General features: G+C 64.0%; 16 protein-coding genes. 12 read left to right on the forward strand and 4 right to left on the reverse strand.

The window, feature by feature from the left end; genetic code table 11:
- Positions 1 to 110: 110 nt before the first annotated feature.
- Both ubiA and BLR13_RS12435 read right to left on the reverse strand, forming a co-directional pair.
- The gene (ubiA, locus tag BLR13_RS12430; protein ID WP_074823785.1) at positions 111 to 1,040 is read right to left on the reverse strand and encodes a 4-hydroxybenzoate octaprenyltransferase; all 930 of its coding nucleotides are present in this window, start codon (positions 1,038 to 1,040) and stop codon (positions 111 to 113) included.
- A gap of 55 nt (positions 1,041 to 1,095) precedes the next feature.
- The gene (locus tag BLR13_RS12435) at positions 1,096 to 1,725 is read right to left on the reverse strand and encodes a hypothetical protein (protein ID WP_074823782.1); all 630 of its coding nucleotides are present in this window, start codon (positions 1,723 to 1,725) and stop codon (positions 1,096 to 1,098) included.
- Positions 1,726 to 1,933: 208 nt separating this feature from the next.
- Between BLR13_RS12435 and BLR13_RS12440 the strand changes: the two genes are divergently transcribed.
- The 6 genes from BLR13_RS12440 to BLR13_RS12465 all read left to right on the forward strand — a co-directional run bounded on the left by BLR13_RS12440 (position 1,934) and on the right by BLR13_RS12465 (position 7,966).
- Positions 1,934 to 2,719, forward strand: a complete 786-nt coding sequence (locus BLR13_RS12440; protein WP_074823779.1) for a 16S rRNA (uracil(1498)-N(3))-methyltransferase — start codon at positions 1,934 to 1,936, stop codon at positions 2,717 to 2,719.
- Positions 2,720 to 2,857: 138 nt separating this feature from the next.
- Complete coding sequence (locus BLR13_RS12445; protein ID WP_074831597.1) at positions 2,858 to 4,024, forward strand: ATP phosphoribosyltransferase regulatory subunit; 1,167 nt, start codon at positions 2,858 to 2,860, stop codon at positions 4,022 to 4,024.
- A complete protein-coding gene (gene hisG / locus BLR13_RS12450; RefSeq protein ID WP_074823775.1) occupies positions 4,021 to 4,998 on the forward strand; it encodes an ATP phosphoribosyltransferase in 978 nt (325 codons plus the stop codon). Before BLR13_RS12445 ends, hisG begins: the two co-directional genes overlap by 4 nt.
- A 90-nt stretch (positions 4,999 to 5,088) precedes the next feature.
- The gene (locus BLR13_RS12455; protein ID WP_074823771.1) at positions 5,089 to 6,135 is read left to right on the forward strand and encodes a glycosyltransferase family 2 protein; all 1,047 of its coding nucleotides are present in this window, start codon (positions 5,089 to 5,091) and stop codon (positions 6,133 to 6,135) included.
- Positions 6,132 to 6,977 carry a ChbG/HpnK family deacetylase gene (locus BLR13_RS12460; RefSeq protein ID WP_074823768.1) on the forward strand — a complete coding sequence of 282 codons (846 nt, stop codon included), beginning with the start codon at positions 6,132 to 6,134 and terminating at the stop codon, positions 6,975 to 6,977. Before BLR13_RS12455 ends, BLR13_RS12460 begins: the two co-directional genes overlap by 4 nt.
- A gap of 146 nt (positions 6,978 to 7,123) precedes the next feature.
- The gene (locus BLR13_RS12465; RefSeq protein ID WP_074823767.1) at positions 7,124 to 7,966 is read left to right on the forward strand and encodes a DUF2076 domain-containing protein; all 843 of its coding nucleotides are present in this window, start codon (positions 7,124 to 7,126) and stop codon (positions 7,964 to 7,966) included.
- Between the two features lie 128 nt (positions 7,967 to 8,094).
- Here BLR13_RS12465 and BLR13_RS12470 read toward each other — a convergent pair whose 3' ends face one another.
- Complete coding sequence (locus BLR13_RS12470) at positions 8,095 to 8,898, reverse strand: L,D-transpeptidase (protein WP_074823764.1); 804 nt, start codon at positions 8,896 to 8,898, stop codon at positions 8,095 to 8,097.
- 303 nt (positions 8,899 to 9,201) lie between these two features.
- Between BLR13_RS12470 and BLR13_RS12475 the strand changes: the two genes are divergently transcribed.
- Positions 9,202 to 9,984, forward strand: coding sequence for a protein phosphatase CheZ (locus tag BLR13_RS12475; protein ID WP_074823763.1), 783 nt, complete (start codon positions 9,202 to 9,204; stop codon positions 9,982 to 9,984).
- Positions 9,985 to 10,093: 109 nt separating this feature from the next.
- On the opposite strand, the gene BLR13_RS12480 is transcribed toward BLR13_RS12475, so the two are convergent.
- Positions 10,094 to 10,612 (reverse strand): hypothetical protein, encoded by a 519-nt coding sequence (locus BLR13_RS12480; protein WP_074823761.1) that lies wholly within the window; start codon positions 10,610 to 10,612, stop codon positions 10,094 to 10,096.
- 376 nt (positions 10,613 to 10,988) lie between these two features.
- On the opposite strand from BLR13_RS12480, the gene BLR13_RS12485 reads away from it, so the two are divergent.
- The 5 genes from BLR13_RS12485 (at position 10,989) to bfr (ending at position 15,679) form a co-directional block, all read left to right on the forward strand.
- Positions 10,989 to 11,285, forward strand: a complete 297-nt coding sequence (locus BLR13_RS12485) for a co-chaperone GroES (protein ID WP_074823760.1) — start codon at positions 10,989 to 10,991, stop codon at positions 11,283 to 11,285.
- Between the two features lie 159 nt (positions 11,286 to 11,444).
- Complete coding sequence (gene groL, locus BLR13_RS12490) at positions 11,445 to 13,094, forward strand: chaperonin GroEL (RefSeq protein ID WP_074823758.1); 1,650 nt, start codon at positions 11,445 to 11,447, stop codon at positions 13,092 to 13,094.
- Positions 13,095 to 13,217: 123 nt separating this feature from the next.
- Positions 13,218 to 14,417, forward strand: coding sequence for a hypothetical protein (locus BLR13_RS12495; RefSeq protein WP_074823757.1), 1,200 nt, complete (start codon positions 13,218 to 13,220; stop codon positions 14,415 to 14,417).
- Between the two features lie 330 nt (positions 14,418 to 14,747).
- The gene (locus tag BLR13_RS12500; RefSeq protein WP_091977472.1) at positions 14,748 to 14,957 is read left to right on the forward strand and encodes a dodecin; all 210 of its coding nucleotides are present in this window, start codon (positions 14,748 to 14,750) and stop codon (positions 14,955 to 14,957) included.
- A gap of 239 nt (positions 14,958 to 15,196) precedes the next feature.
- Positions 15,197 to 15,679 carry a bacterioferritin gene (gene bfr / locus BLR13_RS12505; RefSeq protein ID WP_074823754.1) on the forward strand — a complete coding sequence of 161 codons (483 nt, stop codon included), beginning with the start codon at positions 15,197 to 15,199 and terminating at the stop codon, positions 15,677 to 15,679.
- Positions 15,680 to 15,684 lie beyond the last annotated feature (5 nt).

Here is a 15,684-nt window from a genome sequence, read left to right on the forward strand (position 1 = left end):
CGAGGCAACCCATCGCGCGGGGAGACATGGATTGCTTCCGCCTTCGCTCTTTGAGCTACGGCGGACAAGTCGTCGCTATCGCTCCTCGCAATGACGGGAGCATGCGGCTATCACGCCCGCATCACCGCATCCACCAGCAAGCCTGCGAACAGCAGCAGCCCGGCATCGCGGTTGGACTTGAAGACGCGCAGGCACAAAGCGGGATCGCCGATATCAAGCCTTCGGATCTGCCAGACCAGATGAACCGCGAACGCAGCCAATCCGACCCATGCCGGCCATCGCGCGCCGGCCAGCCATAGCGCCACGCCGATCAGCAGCACCGCGAGCGCGTAGAACACGACCAGCGCGCGGTGGGTGCGGGCGCCGAACAGACGCGCGGTGGACTTGATGCCGATCAGCGCGTCGTCCTCGGCGTCCTGATGCGCATAGATGGTGTCGTAGCCGATCACCCAGGCGATCGAGCCCGCGTAAAGCACGACCGCGGTGAGATCAATCCGCCCGAGCGTGACCGCAAATCCCATCAGCGCGCCCCAGGAGAACGCCAGGCCGAGCACGACCTGCGGCCACCAGGTGATGCGCTTCATGAACGGATAGACCGCGACGATGACCAGCGACGCGATCCCGGTCATGATCGCGAAGCGGTTGAACTGCAGCAGCACCGCGAGCCCGATCAGGGCCTGCAGCACCAGAAAGGCCAGGGCCTGCGGCACGCTCACCTGGCCTGCCGGGATCGGCCGCGACCGCGTCCGCTCGACCTTGCCGTCGAGATCGCGATCGGTGATGTCGTTCCAGGTGCACCCGGCGCCGCGCATCACGAAGGCGCCGATGAAGAACAGCACGACCACGGACGCCAACTGGCTGATGTCCCGCGCGACGCCCGCGGCGAGCGCTGCCGACCACCAGCACGGCATCAGCAGCAGCCAGGATCCGATCGGGCGGTCGAAACGGGAGAGCCGCAAATAAGGCCGCGACCAGGACGGCGCGCGCGTATCGACCCAGTTGCCGGTCGCATCGGCAACGCGGGTGGTGGCGTCGCTCATCGGACCAAGGTTTTTGGAGCCAAAGTTTTTGGGGCCAAGATTTTTGAGGTACGGGTCATCGCGTCAGAACGTTGCCGTTCAACGTATCGAAGGTGCTGCCGCCCTTCTTCACGCTTTGCGCCTCGGGCAGCGCCGCCGACGTGCCGAGCACGTCGCTGAGGCTGGGACCGGCCGGCCGCTGGGTTGCCGCCTGCTGCGCGACGTTGCAGACTTGGTTCTGCATCTTCTCGGTGTTCGCGTGACCGGTCTTGAGCTGGTCGGCGATCTGCGGCGGAATTCCGCACTTCGCCGAGTTGCCCTCGACATATTTGATCATCTTGACTTCGGCCGCGGCGAAATTGCGGATCAGCTTGCAGGCCTCATCCGGAGGTGCATGGCGATCACTCGCGGCCTTGATCAGCTTGCCGCGTTTCTCCGCCTCTTCGCGCAAGGGAACAAAACCCTTCATGCAGACATCGGCGCTCGCGGGCCCGGAGGGCGGCTGCGGCCCGGCGCCACCGAAGCCTGGGCCGGCGACCGGTGCGGCGCCTCTGGTGAAGGCTGCGTCATTCGCCGGCGCCGAAGCGGCAGGCGGTGCCATCTGGCCGTTGGGCAGCGGAGCCGGAAATGCACCCTGCGCGAAGGCTTGACCGGCGTAGATGGTCACGGCGGCCACGGTCAACGGCACAATGAGGCGGCGGATCATCAAAAATGTTTCTCCGGCAAGATCCAGCGGGGGTCTTTCGTGTTCCGATCGAAGCACGATTTCCGATAACTGCATTTTACGATTGCTGGATGCCCTTAACAACCCGTCGAATAGGGCAACAGCGCGGCGTAGGGCCACATCGGAGGCCACTATTTGCTCCTGATTCGGGTCGTTTCGGTTAAAAGACGCTCCGATTGGATGATCACAAATGCCTGAATTCGATTTTAGCGCCCCTCGCCTGTTCGTCGATGCCCCCCTCCAGGCGGGGCAAACGGTGGCGCTGGAGCGCAACCAGAGCAATTACCTCGGCAATGTGCTGCGGCTTGCCACCGGCGATAACATCCTGGTCTTCAACGGCCGCGACGGCGAATGGCGGGCGCAGATTGCCGGGCGCAAGCGGCCCGATGCGCTGGTCATCGTGACGCCGACGCGGCCGCAGGACCGCCTGCCCGACATCGCCTATGTGTTCGCGCCGCTCAAGCATGCCCGGCTCGACTACATGGTGCAGAAGGCGGTCGAAATGGGAGCCTCAGCCCTGCAGCCGGTGCTGACCCGCCACACCCAGGTCTCCCGGGTCAACAGCGAGCGGATGCGCGCCAATGTGATCGAGGCGGCCGAACAATGCGGCATCCTGAGCCTCGCTGAAGTGGCCGAGCCGGTGCCGCTCGACCGCTATCTCGGCCAGCGCGGGCCTTCGCGTCTTCTGGTGTTCTGCGACGAGGCCGCCGAAACGGCCAATCCGGTGCAGGCGCTGCAACAGGCGGCAGCGGCTGACGGCATCGACATCCCTGAAGGCATCGACATCCTGATCGGGCCCGAGGGCGGGTTTGCCGAGGAAGAGCGGGCGTTGCTGCTGCGGCAGCCCAAAACCCTGCGGCTCTCGCTGGGGCCCCGGATCCTGCGCGCCGATACCGCAGGGGTCGCCGCCCTGGCGCTGGTGCAGGCTGCGCTGGGCGACTGGGCCGGGATCGCCGGTTCCGGCCTAACCCGTTAAGGCACCTGTCATTAAGCGACTTGTCATTAAGCGACTTGCCCAATCCCTGTCGAAACCCCGCGCGGGCCATGCTAAGGCCTGCGCCAACAAATCCATTCCGCACTTAAAACCCGGTTTTCCGGGTATTTGGACGCCAAAATGACCGTAACCGCCGCTGCCCGAGGGGTTGCCGGGTCCGCCGCCTGGGCGGACGCGCTGCTGTTGTCGTTTGCGCAGGCCGGCTACGTCCAGGCCGAGCCTGCGATCCTGCAGCCGGCCGAGCCGTTCCTCGACCTTTCCGGCGAGGACATCCGCAAGAGCCTTTACCTGACCACCGATCCCAGCGGCGAGGAACTCTGCCTGCGGCCCGACCTCACCATTCCGGTGGCGCGCGACTATCTCGCCTCCGGCCGCGCCGGCGAACCCATGGGCTTCAGCTATCTCGGGCCGGTGTTTCGCTATCGCGGCGGCCGGCCGAGCGAGTTCCTGCAGGCCGGGATCGAATCCTTCGGCCGGCAGGACCGCGCCGCCGCCGACGCCGAAATGCTGGCGCTGGCGCTGGAAGCCACCGCCGCCTTCGGATTGAAGGATGTCGAAGTGCGTACCGGCGATGTCGCCATGTTCATCGCGCTGATCGATGCGCTCAACCTCTACCCGGTCTGGCGACGACGGCTGATGAAGGACTTCAACCGCAAGCTCAGCCTGACCGAGGACATCGAGCGGCTGACGCTCTCGACAGCACCGGGCCGCAACGAATATGAGGGCGTGCTGGCGGCGCTGGCCGGTTCCGACCGCAAGGCGGCGCTGGCGCTGGTGACCGACCTGATGTCGATCGCCGGCACCACCAATGTCGGCGGCCGCACGGTTTCCGAAATCGCCGACCGCTTCCTCGAACAGTCGACGCTAAAGGGCGGCGCCCTGCCGCGCGACGCGCTCGGCATCATCAAGCGCTTCCTTGCGATATCAGGCGATCCGGACGAAGCGGTCGCCCAACTGCGCGCGCTGGCCGCCGACGCCAAACTCGATCTGACGGCGGCGATCGATCAGCTCGAAAGCCGCGTCGGCTTCATGGCCGCGCGCGGCATCGACACATCAATGACCCGCTTCTCGACCTCGTTCGGACGCGGCCTCGACTACTACACCGGCTTCGAATTCGAACTGCACGCCAAAGGGGGCGGCATCGAGCCGCTGGTAGCCGGCGGGCGCTATGACGGGTTGATGACCCAGCTCGGCGCCGCGACGCCGATACCCGCGGTCGGATTTTCGGTCTGGATCGAGGCCCTGACGCAACTCGGCAAACCTCGCGTGCAAGGGAGCGTCGCATGACCGCGCCGTTCGTTCTCGCGGTCCCTTCGAAAGGCCGCCTGCAGGAAAACGCCGAAGCCTTCTTCGCCCGCGCAGGACTTGTCCTCGCCAAACCCGGCGGCGCGCGCGACTATCGCGGCACCATCGCGGGCCTCGACAATGTCGAGATCGCCTACCTGTCGGCCAGCGAGATCGCCTCGCAACTGGCGCGCGGCATGGTGCATCTCGGCGTCACCGGCGAAGACCTGCTGCGCGAGAGCATTGCCGACGCCGACAAGCGCGTGCTGCTGATCGACGGCCTCGGTTTCGGCAGCGCCAATGTCGTGGTCGCGGTGCCGCAGGCCTGGATCGACGTCCGCACCATGGCCGACCTCGACGACGTCACCACCGGCTTTCGCGCCCAGCATAACCGGCGGATGCGGGTCGCGACCAAGTACATCAACCTGACCCGCAACTTCTTCGCCGCCCATGGCGTGGTCGATTACCGCATCATCGAGAGCGCCGGCGCCACTGAAGGCGCGCCGGCCGTCGGCACCGCCGAGATGATCGTCGACATCACCACCACCGGCGCGACGCTGGCCGCCAACGGGCTCAAGGTGCTCGACGACGGCGTGATCCTGCGCAGCCAGGCCAACCTGGTCGCCTCCAGGGACGCCGACTGGTCGAAGGCTGCCAGGGAGACCGCGCGGGTGATCCTCGATCACATCGCCGCCCGCGCCCGCGCCAGCAAATACCGCGAAGTGCGCACCCGTTTCGCGGGCTGCAACGATACGCTGCTGGCCGAAGCCCATAACCGCTTCGGCGTGGTGGCGCCGTTCGGCGGACCGACCTCGTCGGGCATGCTGACGCTGCACTGCCCGCCGATGCAGATCTACGCGCTCGGCAGTTTCCTGCGCGAGCACGGCGCCGACACGGTGTCGGTGGCCTCGCTCGATTATGTGCTCGACCGCGAGAACCCGCTATTCGCCCGGCTCGAGGCGTTCCTGCGGCAATAAGCCGGGCCGGCCTCTCGTTTCGTTCATCGTTGCGACAGCCGCCGGCGAGTAACATATGCTGTTACGATGATGGAATTTGGAACCTGATCGATGATGCTGGGCTCTGACGTTTCCGGCCTGTCCGCCACCTCGGCCGCCGCTGCGGCGCAGGGACTGTCGATCGTCGTGCCCCTCTATAACGAGGCCGCAGGCCTTGCTGCACTGCACGAGCGGCTGATCGGGCTCGCCAGGACGCTGCACGGCCGTTACCGGCTCGGCTGCGAGGTCGTCTATGTCGACGACGGCAGCGCCGACGCGACGCTGTCGATCGCGCGCGGGCTCAAGGCCGAGGCGCTCGACGTCCAGGTGGTGTCGCTGTCGCGCAATTTCGGCAAGGAAGCCGCCCTGATGGCCGGACTGGACCATGTCCGCCGCGGCGCGGTGCTGTTCATGGACGGCGACGGCCAGCATTCGCCGGACCTGGTCGAGAAACTCGTCGCGCACTGGATCGATGACGGCTACGACGTGGTCTATACCGCGAAGGCGAATCGCGACAATGAATCGTTCCTGCGCCGCCAGGCGGTGCACGGCTTCTACGCGCTGATCAACTGGGGCGCACGGCAGAAGATCCCCGAGGACGCCGGCGACTTCCGTCTGCTGTCGCCGCGCGCCGCGGCGGCGCTGAAGCAGCTTCCCGAGCGCAACCGTTTCTTCAAGGGTCTGGCCAGCTGGATCGGCTTCCGCCAGATCCGCGTCGACTACGAACCGGCGCCGCGCGCGCATGGCGTCACCACCTTCAGCCCGGGCCGGCTGATCGGCCTGTCGATCGAAGGCCTGACCTCGTTCTCGGTGGCGCCGCTGCGGTTCGCCAGCCTCGCCGGCGTGGTGCTGGCGACGGTGGCGTTCCTGTTCGGGCTCTCGATCCTCTGGGAAACCTGGACCACCGGCAAATCGGTTCCCGGCTATCCCTCGCTGGTGGTCGGCCTGATGACGATCGGCGGCGTGCAGCTCATCATGATCGGCATCGTCGGCGAGTATATCGGCAAGATCCTGTCGGAACTGAAAGCGCGACCGATCTACTTCGTCGCCGAACATTCCGAGAAGCGTGCTGAAAGCGAGACGGCAACCAGCACTGCTGAGCGGACCGCGGCCGAATGAACGACGCCGCGACGCCGCGCCGGATCTGGCTGTGCGCCGACGATTACGGCCTCGCCGAGGGCGTTAACCGCGCCATTCGCGACCTGATCGAACGCGGCCGTCTCAATGCGACATCGGTGATGGTGGTCGGCGCCGCCATCGGCCGCGACGAGGTCACAGCCTTGCAGCAGGTCGCCGCCAAAAGCCCGCGCTGCGCGATCGGCCTGCATGCGACGCTGACCGCACCGTTCCGGCCGCTGACGATGCATTTCCGCCCGACCGACGGCGGCATGTTCCTGGCCTTTCCGAAGCTGTTGCGCGCCGGCCTGTTGCGGCGGCTCGATGTCGAGATGATTTACGGTGAGCTGATGGTGCAGCTCACGGCCTTCAAGGATCTGTTCGGCCGCGCGCCTGACTTCGTCGACGGCCATCAGCATGCGCAGTTGTTTCCGCAAGCGCGCGACGCGTTTCTGCGCGCGGTCAAGGAAGCGGCCCCCGGCGCCTGGGTGCGCCAGGGCGGTCGCATGCAGCCGCTGGCGCAACGGCTGGCGACGCCGAAGGCGCTGGTGCTCGACGTCCTGAGTTCGCAGTTTCGCAAGCGGGCGGCCCGCGCCGGGCTGCCGTTCAACCCGGCCTTTGCCGGCGCCTATGATTTTTCGACACAACCTGATTTCGGCGCGCTGATGCGGCAGTTCCTTGACGGGCTGCCGGAGGGTGGCCTGGTGATGTGTCATCCCGGTTTTGTCGACGAGACGCTGCAAAGCCTCGATCCGCTGACCAGCCAGCGCGAAGCCGAACACGCGTATCTGGCCGGCGACCAATTCCCGCCGCTGCTGGCCGCGAACAATGTAACACTCGCCTGATAAGTACTTGCCTGAAAAGGTTCACGAAAACCGGCCGGTCGAGATGTCGCATACCAAAATTTAATTCGGCCACCCACTATTTGCGACGCAAACCCCGCCTACATCATCCCCGTGCTTCGATCCCCATTCGGCGCGAGGAGAAGGCCATGACACCGCAAGAACGCCAACTGATTGACGATCTTTTCGACCGGCTCGCCAAACTCGAAACCGCGCCGCGCGACCCCGAGGCCATGTCCGCGATCATGCAGGGCCTGCGCACCGCGCCCAATGCGGTCTATGCGCTGGTGCAAACCACCCTCGTGCAGGACGAGGCGCTGAGGCGCGCCCATGACCGCATCCAGGAACTGGAAGCCACGCAAACCGGTCAGCCCACCCCGTCCGGCGGTTTCCTCGATTCGATGCGCGACGCGATCTTCGGACAGGGCCAGCCGCAAGGTTCCGGCTCGGTGCCGCATGTCCGCGCGCCCGATATCGGCGGCGGCCGCCCGGTATGGAACAGCGGTCAGGTGATGCAGCAGAGCCAGGCGCCGGGACAACAATACGGACAGCAATACGGCCAGCCTCAAGGCTACGGCCAACCCTATGGCGCACAGCAGCCGGCGATCGGCGGCGGTGGCGGCTCGTTTCTCGGAACCGCGGCGGCAGCCGCAGCCGGCGTGGTCGGCGGATCGCTGCTGCTCGGCAGCATCCGCTCGATGATGGGCGGCGGCGGCCACCAGCAGTCGTTCGCCGATTCGTCCGGGCTCGGCAGCGGCGGCGGCAACCAGAAGCCGTGGAGCGATCAGTCGAGCAGCGACCTGGCGCGTGACGCCGGGATCAATGACATCAACTCATCGGGCTCGTCCGGCCAGCGTGCCGCCGACGACAGCTACGGTTCGCGCGCCGGGCTGTTCGACCAGGCCTCGAACGACGACACCGATCACGACGCCGACGGCTTCGATGACGACGACGGTGGCGACGGCGGCGACGGTGACAGCGATTTCGCCTGAGTCACCTCAGGCCTGACACGAAAAAACGGCCGCCCGATCGGGCGGCCGTTTTGATTCTTGACAGTGGATTTCTATTTTGACGCGTTTTCTTGACGCGAACCGGGATCCACTTCGCTTGAAACTCTATGTTAGATCACGATGACCTTGGCGCCGACGCCGACGCGGCCGTACAGATCGATCACGTCCTCGTTGCGCATCCGGATGCAGCCGGAAGAGACGTTGGTGCCGATGGTCCAGGGCTCGTTGGAGCCGTGGATGCGATACAGTGTCGACCCCAGATACATCGCGCGCGCGCCGAGCGGATTTGCCGGGCCGCCTTCCATGTGCCGCGGCAGGTCCGGGCGGCGCGCCAACATTTCCGAAGGCGGTGTCCAGGCCGGCCATTCCTTCTTCGCCGAGATGGTCTTGACGCCCGACCAGGTGAAGCCGGGACGGCCGACCCCGATGCCGTAGCGCAGCGCCTTGCCGTCGCCCTGCACCAGGAACAGGAATTTGTTCGGCGTATCGACGACGATGGTGCCGGCGCCTTCCTTGCCGTGATACTCGACCACCTGCTTTTCGTATTTCGGATCGAACGAACGCTGCCTGTCGTCGACCGCCTCTTCCTGCTGCTGCGGGCGCATCGACTGCTGCGGATCCATCGGCGGCAGCAGCGAACGGCGGCCATAGCCGTTGTCCGGCTGCTGTTGATACATCGGCTGCTGTTGCTGGTAACGCCCGCCCTGCGGCGCATCGCCGAACAGGAACTGAATGAAGCCGCCGCCCATATTCGAATTTTCGGCAGAGGCCATTCGAACCGGCGCGGCCGGCGCGGGCTCGCGGGCGTAGATGACGGAGGGTTCAGCAAGCGGCGAAGCGTCAATCGCCTGGGCCTGATCGGCAAAGCAAAGGCAAGACACGCTCGCGAGGAGCGCAAGGGAGATTTTTGACATCGACGTACTCGTTACTGTTTCGTCACTGTGGTTCACTTCGGCGTCTGCACGGCGCCGTCGCACGCAATCAATACAAACGAAAACCTAATCGGTTTGGTAAACGGCTACGGCGTTTCGATTCACCACGTCGCCAACCGGGCGCTGATTTGTCCGATAGCGTTTATTTTGGGTGAACGCGGACCCTCCATGGTTAATCACTGGTTTGCGCCTTCGCAAAACGCATCCCGGCGTGTGTTCCCGCGTGAACCTGACGTTAAATCGCATCGGTCTAAAACACGGGAATTGAAGGGGTGGGAAAAACTCATGTCGGTTAGTCGCAAACGTTTTCGTATCGAAGAAGCCATTCTGGGCAACGCGCCCATGACCGCAGCTGCCGAAGGCGGCGACATCGGCCCGATGCATCGCGAGATCATGTCCGAGTTGCGCTCGATCCGCGCCCAGATGGCCGCCGGCGGCGGTCACCATCGCTCGGCCGTCACCGAAACCGCGGAAGCCAGCGTCGCGCGCGAAGTGGCCGAGGCGCATTCGCTTCTGGAAACCTATCGCGCCCAGATCGAGCAGTGCGAGAAGCTCAAGGTCGAGCTCGACCTTATCCACGACGCCATCAACCGCACCAAGCGCGAAATTGCCACGCTGCATGGCCGCAGCTTCGACGGCGAGGAAATGGCCAAGGTCAACGGTGAGCTCGGCGCCGTCGTCGGCGGCACCGAAGAAGCCACCCAGCAGATTCTCGAGGCCACCGAGGCGATCGACCAGGCCGCCAGCGCGCTGTCGAAGAACATCTCGCCGGACCAGCAGAAGCTGCTGGCCGAGGAAATCCAGGAACGCGTGATCTCGATCTTCGAGGCCTGCAACTTCCAGGATCTCACCGGCCAGCGCATCAGCAAGGTGATGACGACGATGAAGTTCATCGAAAATCACATCAATGCGATGATGGAGATCTGGGGCGGCGTCGACGCGATCAAGGCCCACGCCACGCCGATCGTCGACACCCGCGAAGGCGACGCCAAGCTGCTCAACGGCCCGAAGCTGGAAGGCGACGTCGGCCACGCCTCGCAGGACGACATCGACGCCTTGTTCGATTGAGATTTTGCTCCGCCGGGTGGCGACACCCGGCGACGGCATCCGAAACGAAAAACGCCGGCAGCGATGCCGGCGTTTTTTGTTGCAGCGAGGTTTAAGTTTTCTTAAGCGCTCACGCCCGCGGCGCGCAGCGCACATAGACCATGTTGCCGTAACGGACCGCGGCGTCCTTGTCGATGAAGCGGGTGACCAGCACGCGGCCGTCGAACGACACGATCTCGCGGTCCTGCTCGCCGGGGGTCGGTCCGGGCGGGCCGATATAGTTCTTACCGCTCGGACTGCCCTTGAGGCGAAGTTCCTGCGGTGTCGCCTGGTCGGCCAGATGCATCACCACGCCGCCGGATTGCCCGGCGCCGATCACGTAAGGCTGCTTGCACTGTCCCCTCGCCGCGGCTTCGGTCCTGGCGCGATCGGCGGGATTCTGGAACGAGGCGAGACCCCAGCGGCCGACGATCTCGTCGGCGCGGATCGAGGCCGGCATTTCGGGGGCTACCCCGGGCTCCGACGGCTCGGGCGATGAATTCGACGACAGCGACGGCAGGCTCATGCTGCCGCACCCCGCGAGGAAAACCGTCAGCGCCGAGGCAATCGCCAGATTGGCAACCGTACGCGCATTACCTGACCTGATCATTGCATTCCCCCGACCAATCCTGAGCCGCCCATCCCGCGCAGCCAACCGTAAAACGCCTGCCGGAGCAATGACGTCTCTTTAACTACGCCACCATTCCGATTTGGTTTCTCAGGGAGCATCCTATATTGGCCTCACCAAGGCCTTAACCGTTTTCGGAACTTGGCTCCCTTGGCTCCCCCGGCCTCGCCGTGGCTCCCTTGCTTGACAGGAACCCCGCCAAGCCATATTCCCCGGGCCACAATTAGCACTCAAATGCAACGATTGCTAAGGGGACCCGCCGTCCCGCCCGGGATGGGTTCGAACAGCCGGCATTCCCGGCCATTTCGATGGCAACCAGATCTAACCGAGCCTCCCAGAGGAATGAAGAGGAAACCTCATGTCGAAGTCCAAATTCCGTCCGCTGCATGACCGCGTCGTGGTCAAGCGTATCGATGCCGAAGAGAAGACCAAGGGCGGCATCATCATTCCCGACAGCGCCAAGGAAAAGCCCTCGCAGGGCGAAGTCACGGCGGTCGGTCCCGGCGGTCGCGACGAGGCCGGCAAGCTGATCCCGATCGACCTCAAGGTCGGCGACCGCGTGCTGTTCGGCAAATGGTCGGGCACCGAGGTCAAGCTCGATGGCGAAGAACTCCTGATCATGAAGGAGTCGGACATCATGGGCGTGCTGAACTGACGCACGCTGCCCTCACCCTGAGGAGGCAGCGAAGCTGCCGTCTCGAAGGGTGAACGTCACACCAGCTCATCCTTCGAGACGCGGGCCAAGGCCCGCTCCTCAGGCAACAACGGCGGAGCCGTTGTGCCGGGATGAGGTTCATTCCAAGGAGCAATTCAAATGGCTGCCAAAGACGTTAAATTTTCCGGAGACGCCCGTGATCGCATGCTGCGCGGCGTCGATATCCTCGCCAACGCGGTCAAGGTGACGCTCGGCCCGAAGGGCCGCAATGTCGTGATCGAAAAGAGCTTCGGTGCCCCGCGCATCACCAAGGACGGCGTCACCGTCGCCAAGGAAATCGAGCTCGAAGACAAGTTCGAGAACATGGGCGCGCAGATGCTGCGCGAAGTCGCCTCCAAGACCAACGACACCGCCGGCGACGGCACCACGACGGCCACCGTACTGGCGCAGGCGATCGTGCGCGAAGGTGCCAAGTCGGTCGCGGCCGGCATGAACCCGATGGACCTCAAGCGCGGCATCGACATCGCGGTGTCAGCCGTCATCAAGGACATCGAGAAGCGCGCCAAGCCGGTTGCGGCCTCCTCCGAGGTCGCCCAGGTCGGTACCATCTCGGCCAACGGCGATGCCGCCATCGGCAAGATGATCGCACAGGCGATGCAGAAGGTCGGCAATGAAGGCGTCATCACGGTCGAGGAAAACAAGTCGCTCGATACCGAAGTCGACATCGTCGAGGGCATGAAGTTCGATCGCGGCTATCTCTCGCCCTACTTCGTCACCAATGCCGAGAAGATGACCGCCGAGCTCGAAGACGTCTACGTGCTGCTGCATGAGAAGAAGCTCTCCGGCCTGCAGTCGATGCTGCCGGTGCTGGAAGCCGTGGTGCAGTCCGGCCGTCCGCTGCTGATCATCGCCGAGGACGTCGAAGGCGAGGCGCTGGCCACCCTGGTGGTCAACCGCCTGCGTGGCGGGCTCAAGGTTGCCGCCGTCAAGGCGCCGGGCTTCGGCGATCGCCGCAAGGCGATGCTGGAAGACATCGCGATCCTGACCGGCGGTCAGCTGATCTCCGAGGAGCTCGGCATGAAGCTCGAAAGCGTCACCGTCAACATGCTCGGCCGCGCCGGCAAGGTGGTGATCGACAAGGAGAACACCACCATCGTCAAGGGCGCCGGCAAGAAGAAGGACATCGAGGCCCGCGTCCAGCAGATCAAGTCGCAGATCGAGGAAACCACCTCGGACTACGACCGCGAGAAGCTGCAGGAGCGCCTGGCCAAGCTCGCCGGCGGCGTCGCGATCATTCGCGTCGGCGGCGCGACCGAGATCGAGGTCAAGGAAAAGAAGGACCGTGTCGAGGACGCCCTCAACGCGACCCGCGCGGCGGTCCAGGAAGGCATCGTGCCGGGCGGCGGCGTGGCGCTGCTGCGCGCCAAGAAGGCGGTCGGCCGTATCCAGAACGACAACTCGGACGTCCAGGCCGGCATCAACATCGTGCTGAAGGCGCTGGAAGCCCCGATCCGTCAGATCTCCGAGAATGCCGGTGTCGAAGGCTCGATCGTGGTCGGCAAGATCCTCGAGAACAAGTCCGAGACCTTCGGCTTCGATGCGCAGACCGAAACCTATGTCGACATGGTCGAGAAGGGCATCATCGACCCGGCCAAGGTGGTGCGTACCGCCCTGCAGGACGCCGCTTCGGTGGCCGGCCTGTTGGTGACGACCGAAGCCATGGTCGCCGAACTGCCGAAGGAGCCGGCTCCGGCGATGCCCGGCGGTGGTGGCGGCGGCATGGGTGGAATGGGCGGCATGGGCTTCTAAGCCCCTCCCAGATCCTGCTAAACAGATCGAAGGCCGCCTCCGGGCGGCCTTCTTTTTTTGGTGATGTTGTAGAGGTTTGCTAGGTACTGAACTTATCGATTCTGTCGCTTCAGGGAATTTCATATGCGCGCGCTGATGCTTTGCCTGCTCGGTCTGTTGACGGCCTCCCCGGATCTCGCTTTCGCCCAGATGAAACTCCCGACCAGGACCGCGCCGGGCTCAAGCGAAGTACGATATTTCACCTCGATCGACGGCCTGATGGACGGCAATGCCGACGTGGTCCTCAAGGAGACCCGCCAGGGCAAGGCCGTCACCGCGGCCGTGCTCGACGTCTGCTATCCCGCCGAGAAGGGTTCCGACCGCAAGGAGCGTTTCGTCGCCAACCTCGCCGTCAACGGCCAGAACCTGACCGGCACGACGCAGACCACCGGCGACAAAAAGCCTGTCACGGTCAAGCTGCTGCGCAAGCCGAGCGGCGACGGTTTCGAATTCCGCGGCCAGATCACCATCGGCACCAACGTGATCGAAGTGACTTCGACAGATAATTCCGATCTCAGCGAGAAGGAATTTCTCGATAACCAGACCAGCGACGACGGCATCACGCCACAGCCCAAGGACTTTACCGAAGTCTCGCCGGAATCGGTCGGCGTGCGGGTCAAGCTGGACACGGCGCTGGATTTCCTCAAAAGCCTCAGGGGCGAAGGCGTCGAGGTCGGACTGGGCAGCCTCGCGATCTCCTGCGACGCGCTGCGCTCCGGCGAGCAGACCATCAACCTCACCGTCGATCCGGAGCGCGCGGGCGCCCTGATCGCCAAAACCAAAGCGGCGCCGGGCGTGACCGCCGTGGGCTGGACCAGCGGCACCGTCGAGATGGACCGCACGATCCGGTTTGCCGCCGCCGAATGGCGCGATGGCGACAAGATCAACAAGGACAAGATCGCATCCGCAATATCGGGCGTGCTGAGCAGGACACTGTCGGCCAAGGCGGCCAGCGCCGACTGGAACGTCAACACCGGAAAGCTGAAACTGACCTTGAAGCGTCCGAGCCAGACCTATCCCGCGCTCGGCCTGACCGAGAGTCTCGAGATCACCGCGCTGGTCTCGTCGGACAAACCGGGCATTTCCGACCGGCTGATACTGTGGATCTCGAGCCCGGTCATCACGACCACGGATGAAAGCACCGGTCCCAAGCTGAACCTGTCGGAAGAAGCTGCCGGCGACGAGGAAGGCGGCGATCCCAAGGACGACAACGGTTCGGTCGACGCGCTGGCCAAGGAATTCAAGGGCCAGCGCTGGGACGCCGACAAGTCGGTCTGGAAGTAGCGCCCGCGCCGTCCCGGCATGGAGTTGCGGCCGCGGCAGCGCACCAGGCCGCAACAGTGCGCTTCGAACTTGTCGATCAATGTCCCCCGTTTGAGTTTCTTTGAGGCGCCAAGACCTTTTGAGGCGCCAAGACCTGGGCTCTTGAACAATAGCAACGGCAATTGCTGCAGTGCATGCGTCTCTGCCTGACCTTTCTCGTACATCGCGCGAGAACGCTCGTTCGGAATGGACTTGGCTCGCGATCGGATTAAGACTCCGGGTAGAAGGAGATAAGTCCAGGTTGCCCCACTGACATCACAACGGAGGTTCGTCATGCCGGTTGCTGCTGAAATGAAGGGTCACGTCTACAAGATCCTGGAGCTCGTGGGATCTTCCGAAAAAAGCATCGAAGACGCCATTCAGAATGCCTTGGCCCGCGCATCGAAGACCATTCGCGACATGAAATGGTTCGAAGTCACGCAAACGAGAGGGCATATCGAAAATGGGACTGTTGGCCATTACCAGGTCACACTGCGCGTTGGATTTACTCTAGAGGAGTAAATTTCGGCAAAACACCCAGAGTCGATTTTGAAGCGCTGCGATGCTTGGCTGCATGAGCTTTTGCGACCATCCGCTTCTGCACCAATGCGAAGCGTCGCGATGTAGGCTGCACGGGCGCCATAGGGGTACATTCGCAGCAACGCCATGAGCCGGAACGCTGGCGATGGCCGACCGGTGATCGAATGAATAGGCTCCGTCCACGCTACGCATCGGAGGCGATCGGCAACAGGGAGTGGTCCATGAAAGGTAACCCCAAAGCTATCGACTACCTGAACAAGGCGCTGCGCCACGAGCTCACCGCAGTGAACCAATACTGGCTGCATTATCGCCTGCTGGACAATTGGGGCTACAAGGGGCTTGGAAAGCAATGGCTTAAGGAGTCCATCGAGGAAATGCAGCATGCCGACAAGCTCATCGAGCGGATCATCTTCCTCGATGGCAACCCCAACATGCAGACCCTCGAATCCCTTCGTATCGGCAAAACGGTGAAGGAGGTGCTTGACCGCGATTTAAAGGCAGAAATGGAAGCGCGGGCGCTTTACCAGGAAGCGGCAACCCACTGCCACGATGTGAAAGACTATGTGACGCGCGACCTGTTTGAGCAGCTGATGCACGACGAGGAGCATCATATCGATTTTCTTGAAACCCAAATCGACCTCGTTGCCAGGCTTGGCCTTGAGCTCTACGCCCAACATCATATTGGCATGCTCGACCAGACCTGACGGCG

This window comes from Bradyrhizobium ottawaense (genome assembly GCF_900099825.1).
Classification (GTDB): Bacteria; Pseudomonadota; Alphaproteobacteria; order Rhizobiales; family Xanthobacteraceae; genus Bradyrhizobium; species Bradyrhizobium ottawaense_A.

What these genes read in the sequence shown, in the direction of transcription:
- BLR13_RS12460 (WP_074823768.1), top strand. Translation starts at nt 6,132, where the DNA reads ATGAACGACGCCGCGACGCCGCGCCGGATCTGGCTGTGCGCCGACGAT.
- BLR13_RS12480 (WP_074823761.1), bottom strand. Translation starts at nt 10,612, where the DNA reads ATGATCAGGTCAGGTAATGCGCGTACGGTTGCCAATCTGGCGATTGCC.
- BLR13_RS12435 (WP_074823782.1), bottom strand. Translation starts at nt 1,725, where the DNA reads ATGATCCGCCGCCTCATTGTGCCGTTGACCGTGGCCGCCGTGACCATC.
- BLR13_RS12465 (WP_074823767.1), top strand. Translation starts at nt 7,124, where the DNA reads ATGACACCGCAAGAACGCCAACTGATTGACGATCTTTTCGACCGGCTC.
- BLR13_RS12485 (WP_074823760.1), top strand. Translation starts at nt 10,989, where the DNA reads ATGTCGAAGTCCAAATTCCGTCCGCTGCATGACCGCGTCGTGGTCAAG.
- BLR13_RS12440 (WP_074823779.1), top strand. Translation starts at nt 1,934, where the DNA reads ATGCCTGAATTCGATTTTAGCGCCCCTCGCCTGTTCGTCGATGCCCCC.
- ubiA (WP_074823785.1), bottom strand. Translation starts at nt 1,040, where the DNA reads ATGAGCGACGCCACCACCCGCGTTGCCGATGCGACCGGCAACTGGGTC.
- BLR13_RS12445 (WP_074831597.1), top strand. Translation starts at nt 2,858, where the DNA reads ATGACCGTAACCGCCGCTGCCCGAGGGGTTGCCGGGTCCGCCGCCTGG.
- BLR13_RS12475 (WP_074823763.1), top strand. Translation starts at nt 9,202, where the DNA reads ATGTCGGTTAGTCGCAAACGTTTTCGTATCGAAGAAGCCATTCTGGGC.
- hisG (WP_074823775.1), top strand. Translation starts at nt 4,021, where the DNA reads ATGACCGCGCCGTTCGTTCTCGCGGTCCCTTCGAAAGGCCGCCTGCAG.
- BLR13_RS12470 (WP_074823764.1), bottom strand. Translation starts at nt 8,898, where the DNA reads ATGTCAAAAATCTCCCTTGCGCTCCTCGCGAGCGTGTCTTGCCTTTGC.
- groL (WP_074823758.1), top strand. Translation starts at nt 11,445, where the DNA reads ATGGCTGCCAAAGACGTTAAATTTTCCGGAGACGCCCGTGATCGCATG.
- BLR13_RS12455 (WP_074823771.1), top strand. Translation starts at nt 5,089, where the DNA reads ATGATGCTGGGCTCTGACGTTTCCGGCCTGTCCGCCACCTCGGCCGCC.
- bfr (WP_074823754.1), top strand. Translation starts at nt 15,197, where the DNA reads ATGAAAGGTAACCCCAAAGCTATCGACTACCTGAACAAGGCGCTGCGC.
- BLR13_RS12495 (WP_074823757.1), top strand. Translation starts at nt 13,218, where the DNA reads ATGCGCGCGCTGATGCTTTGCCTGCTCGGTCTGTTGACGGCCTCCCCG.
- BLR13_RS12500 (WP_091977472.1), top strand. Translation starts at nt 14,748, where the DNA reads ATGAAGGGTCACGTCTACAAGATCCTGGAGCTCGTGGGATCTTCCGAA.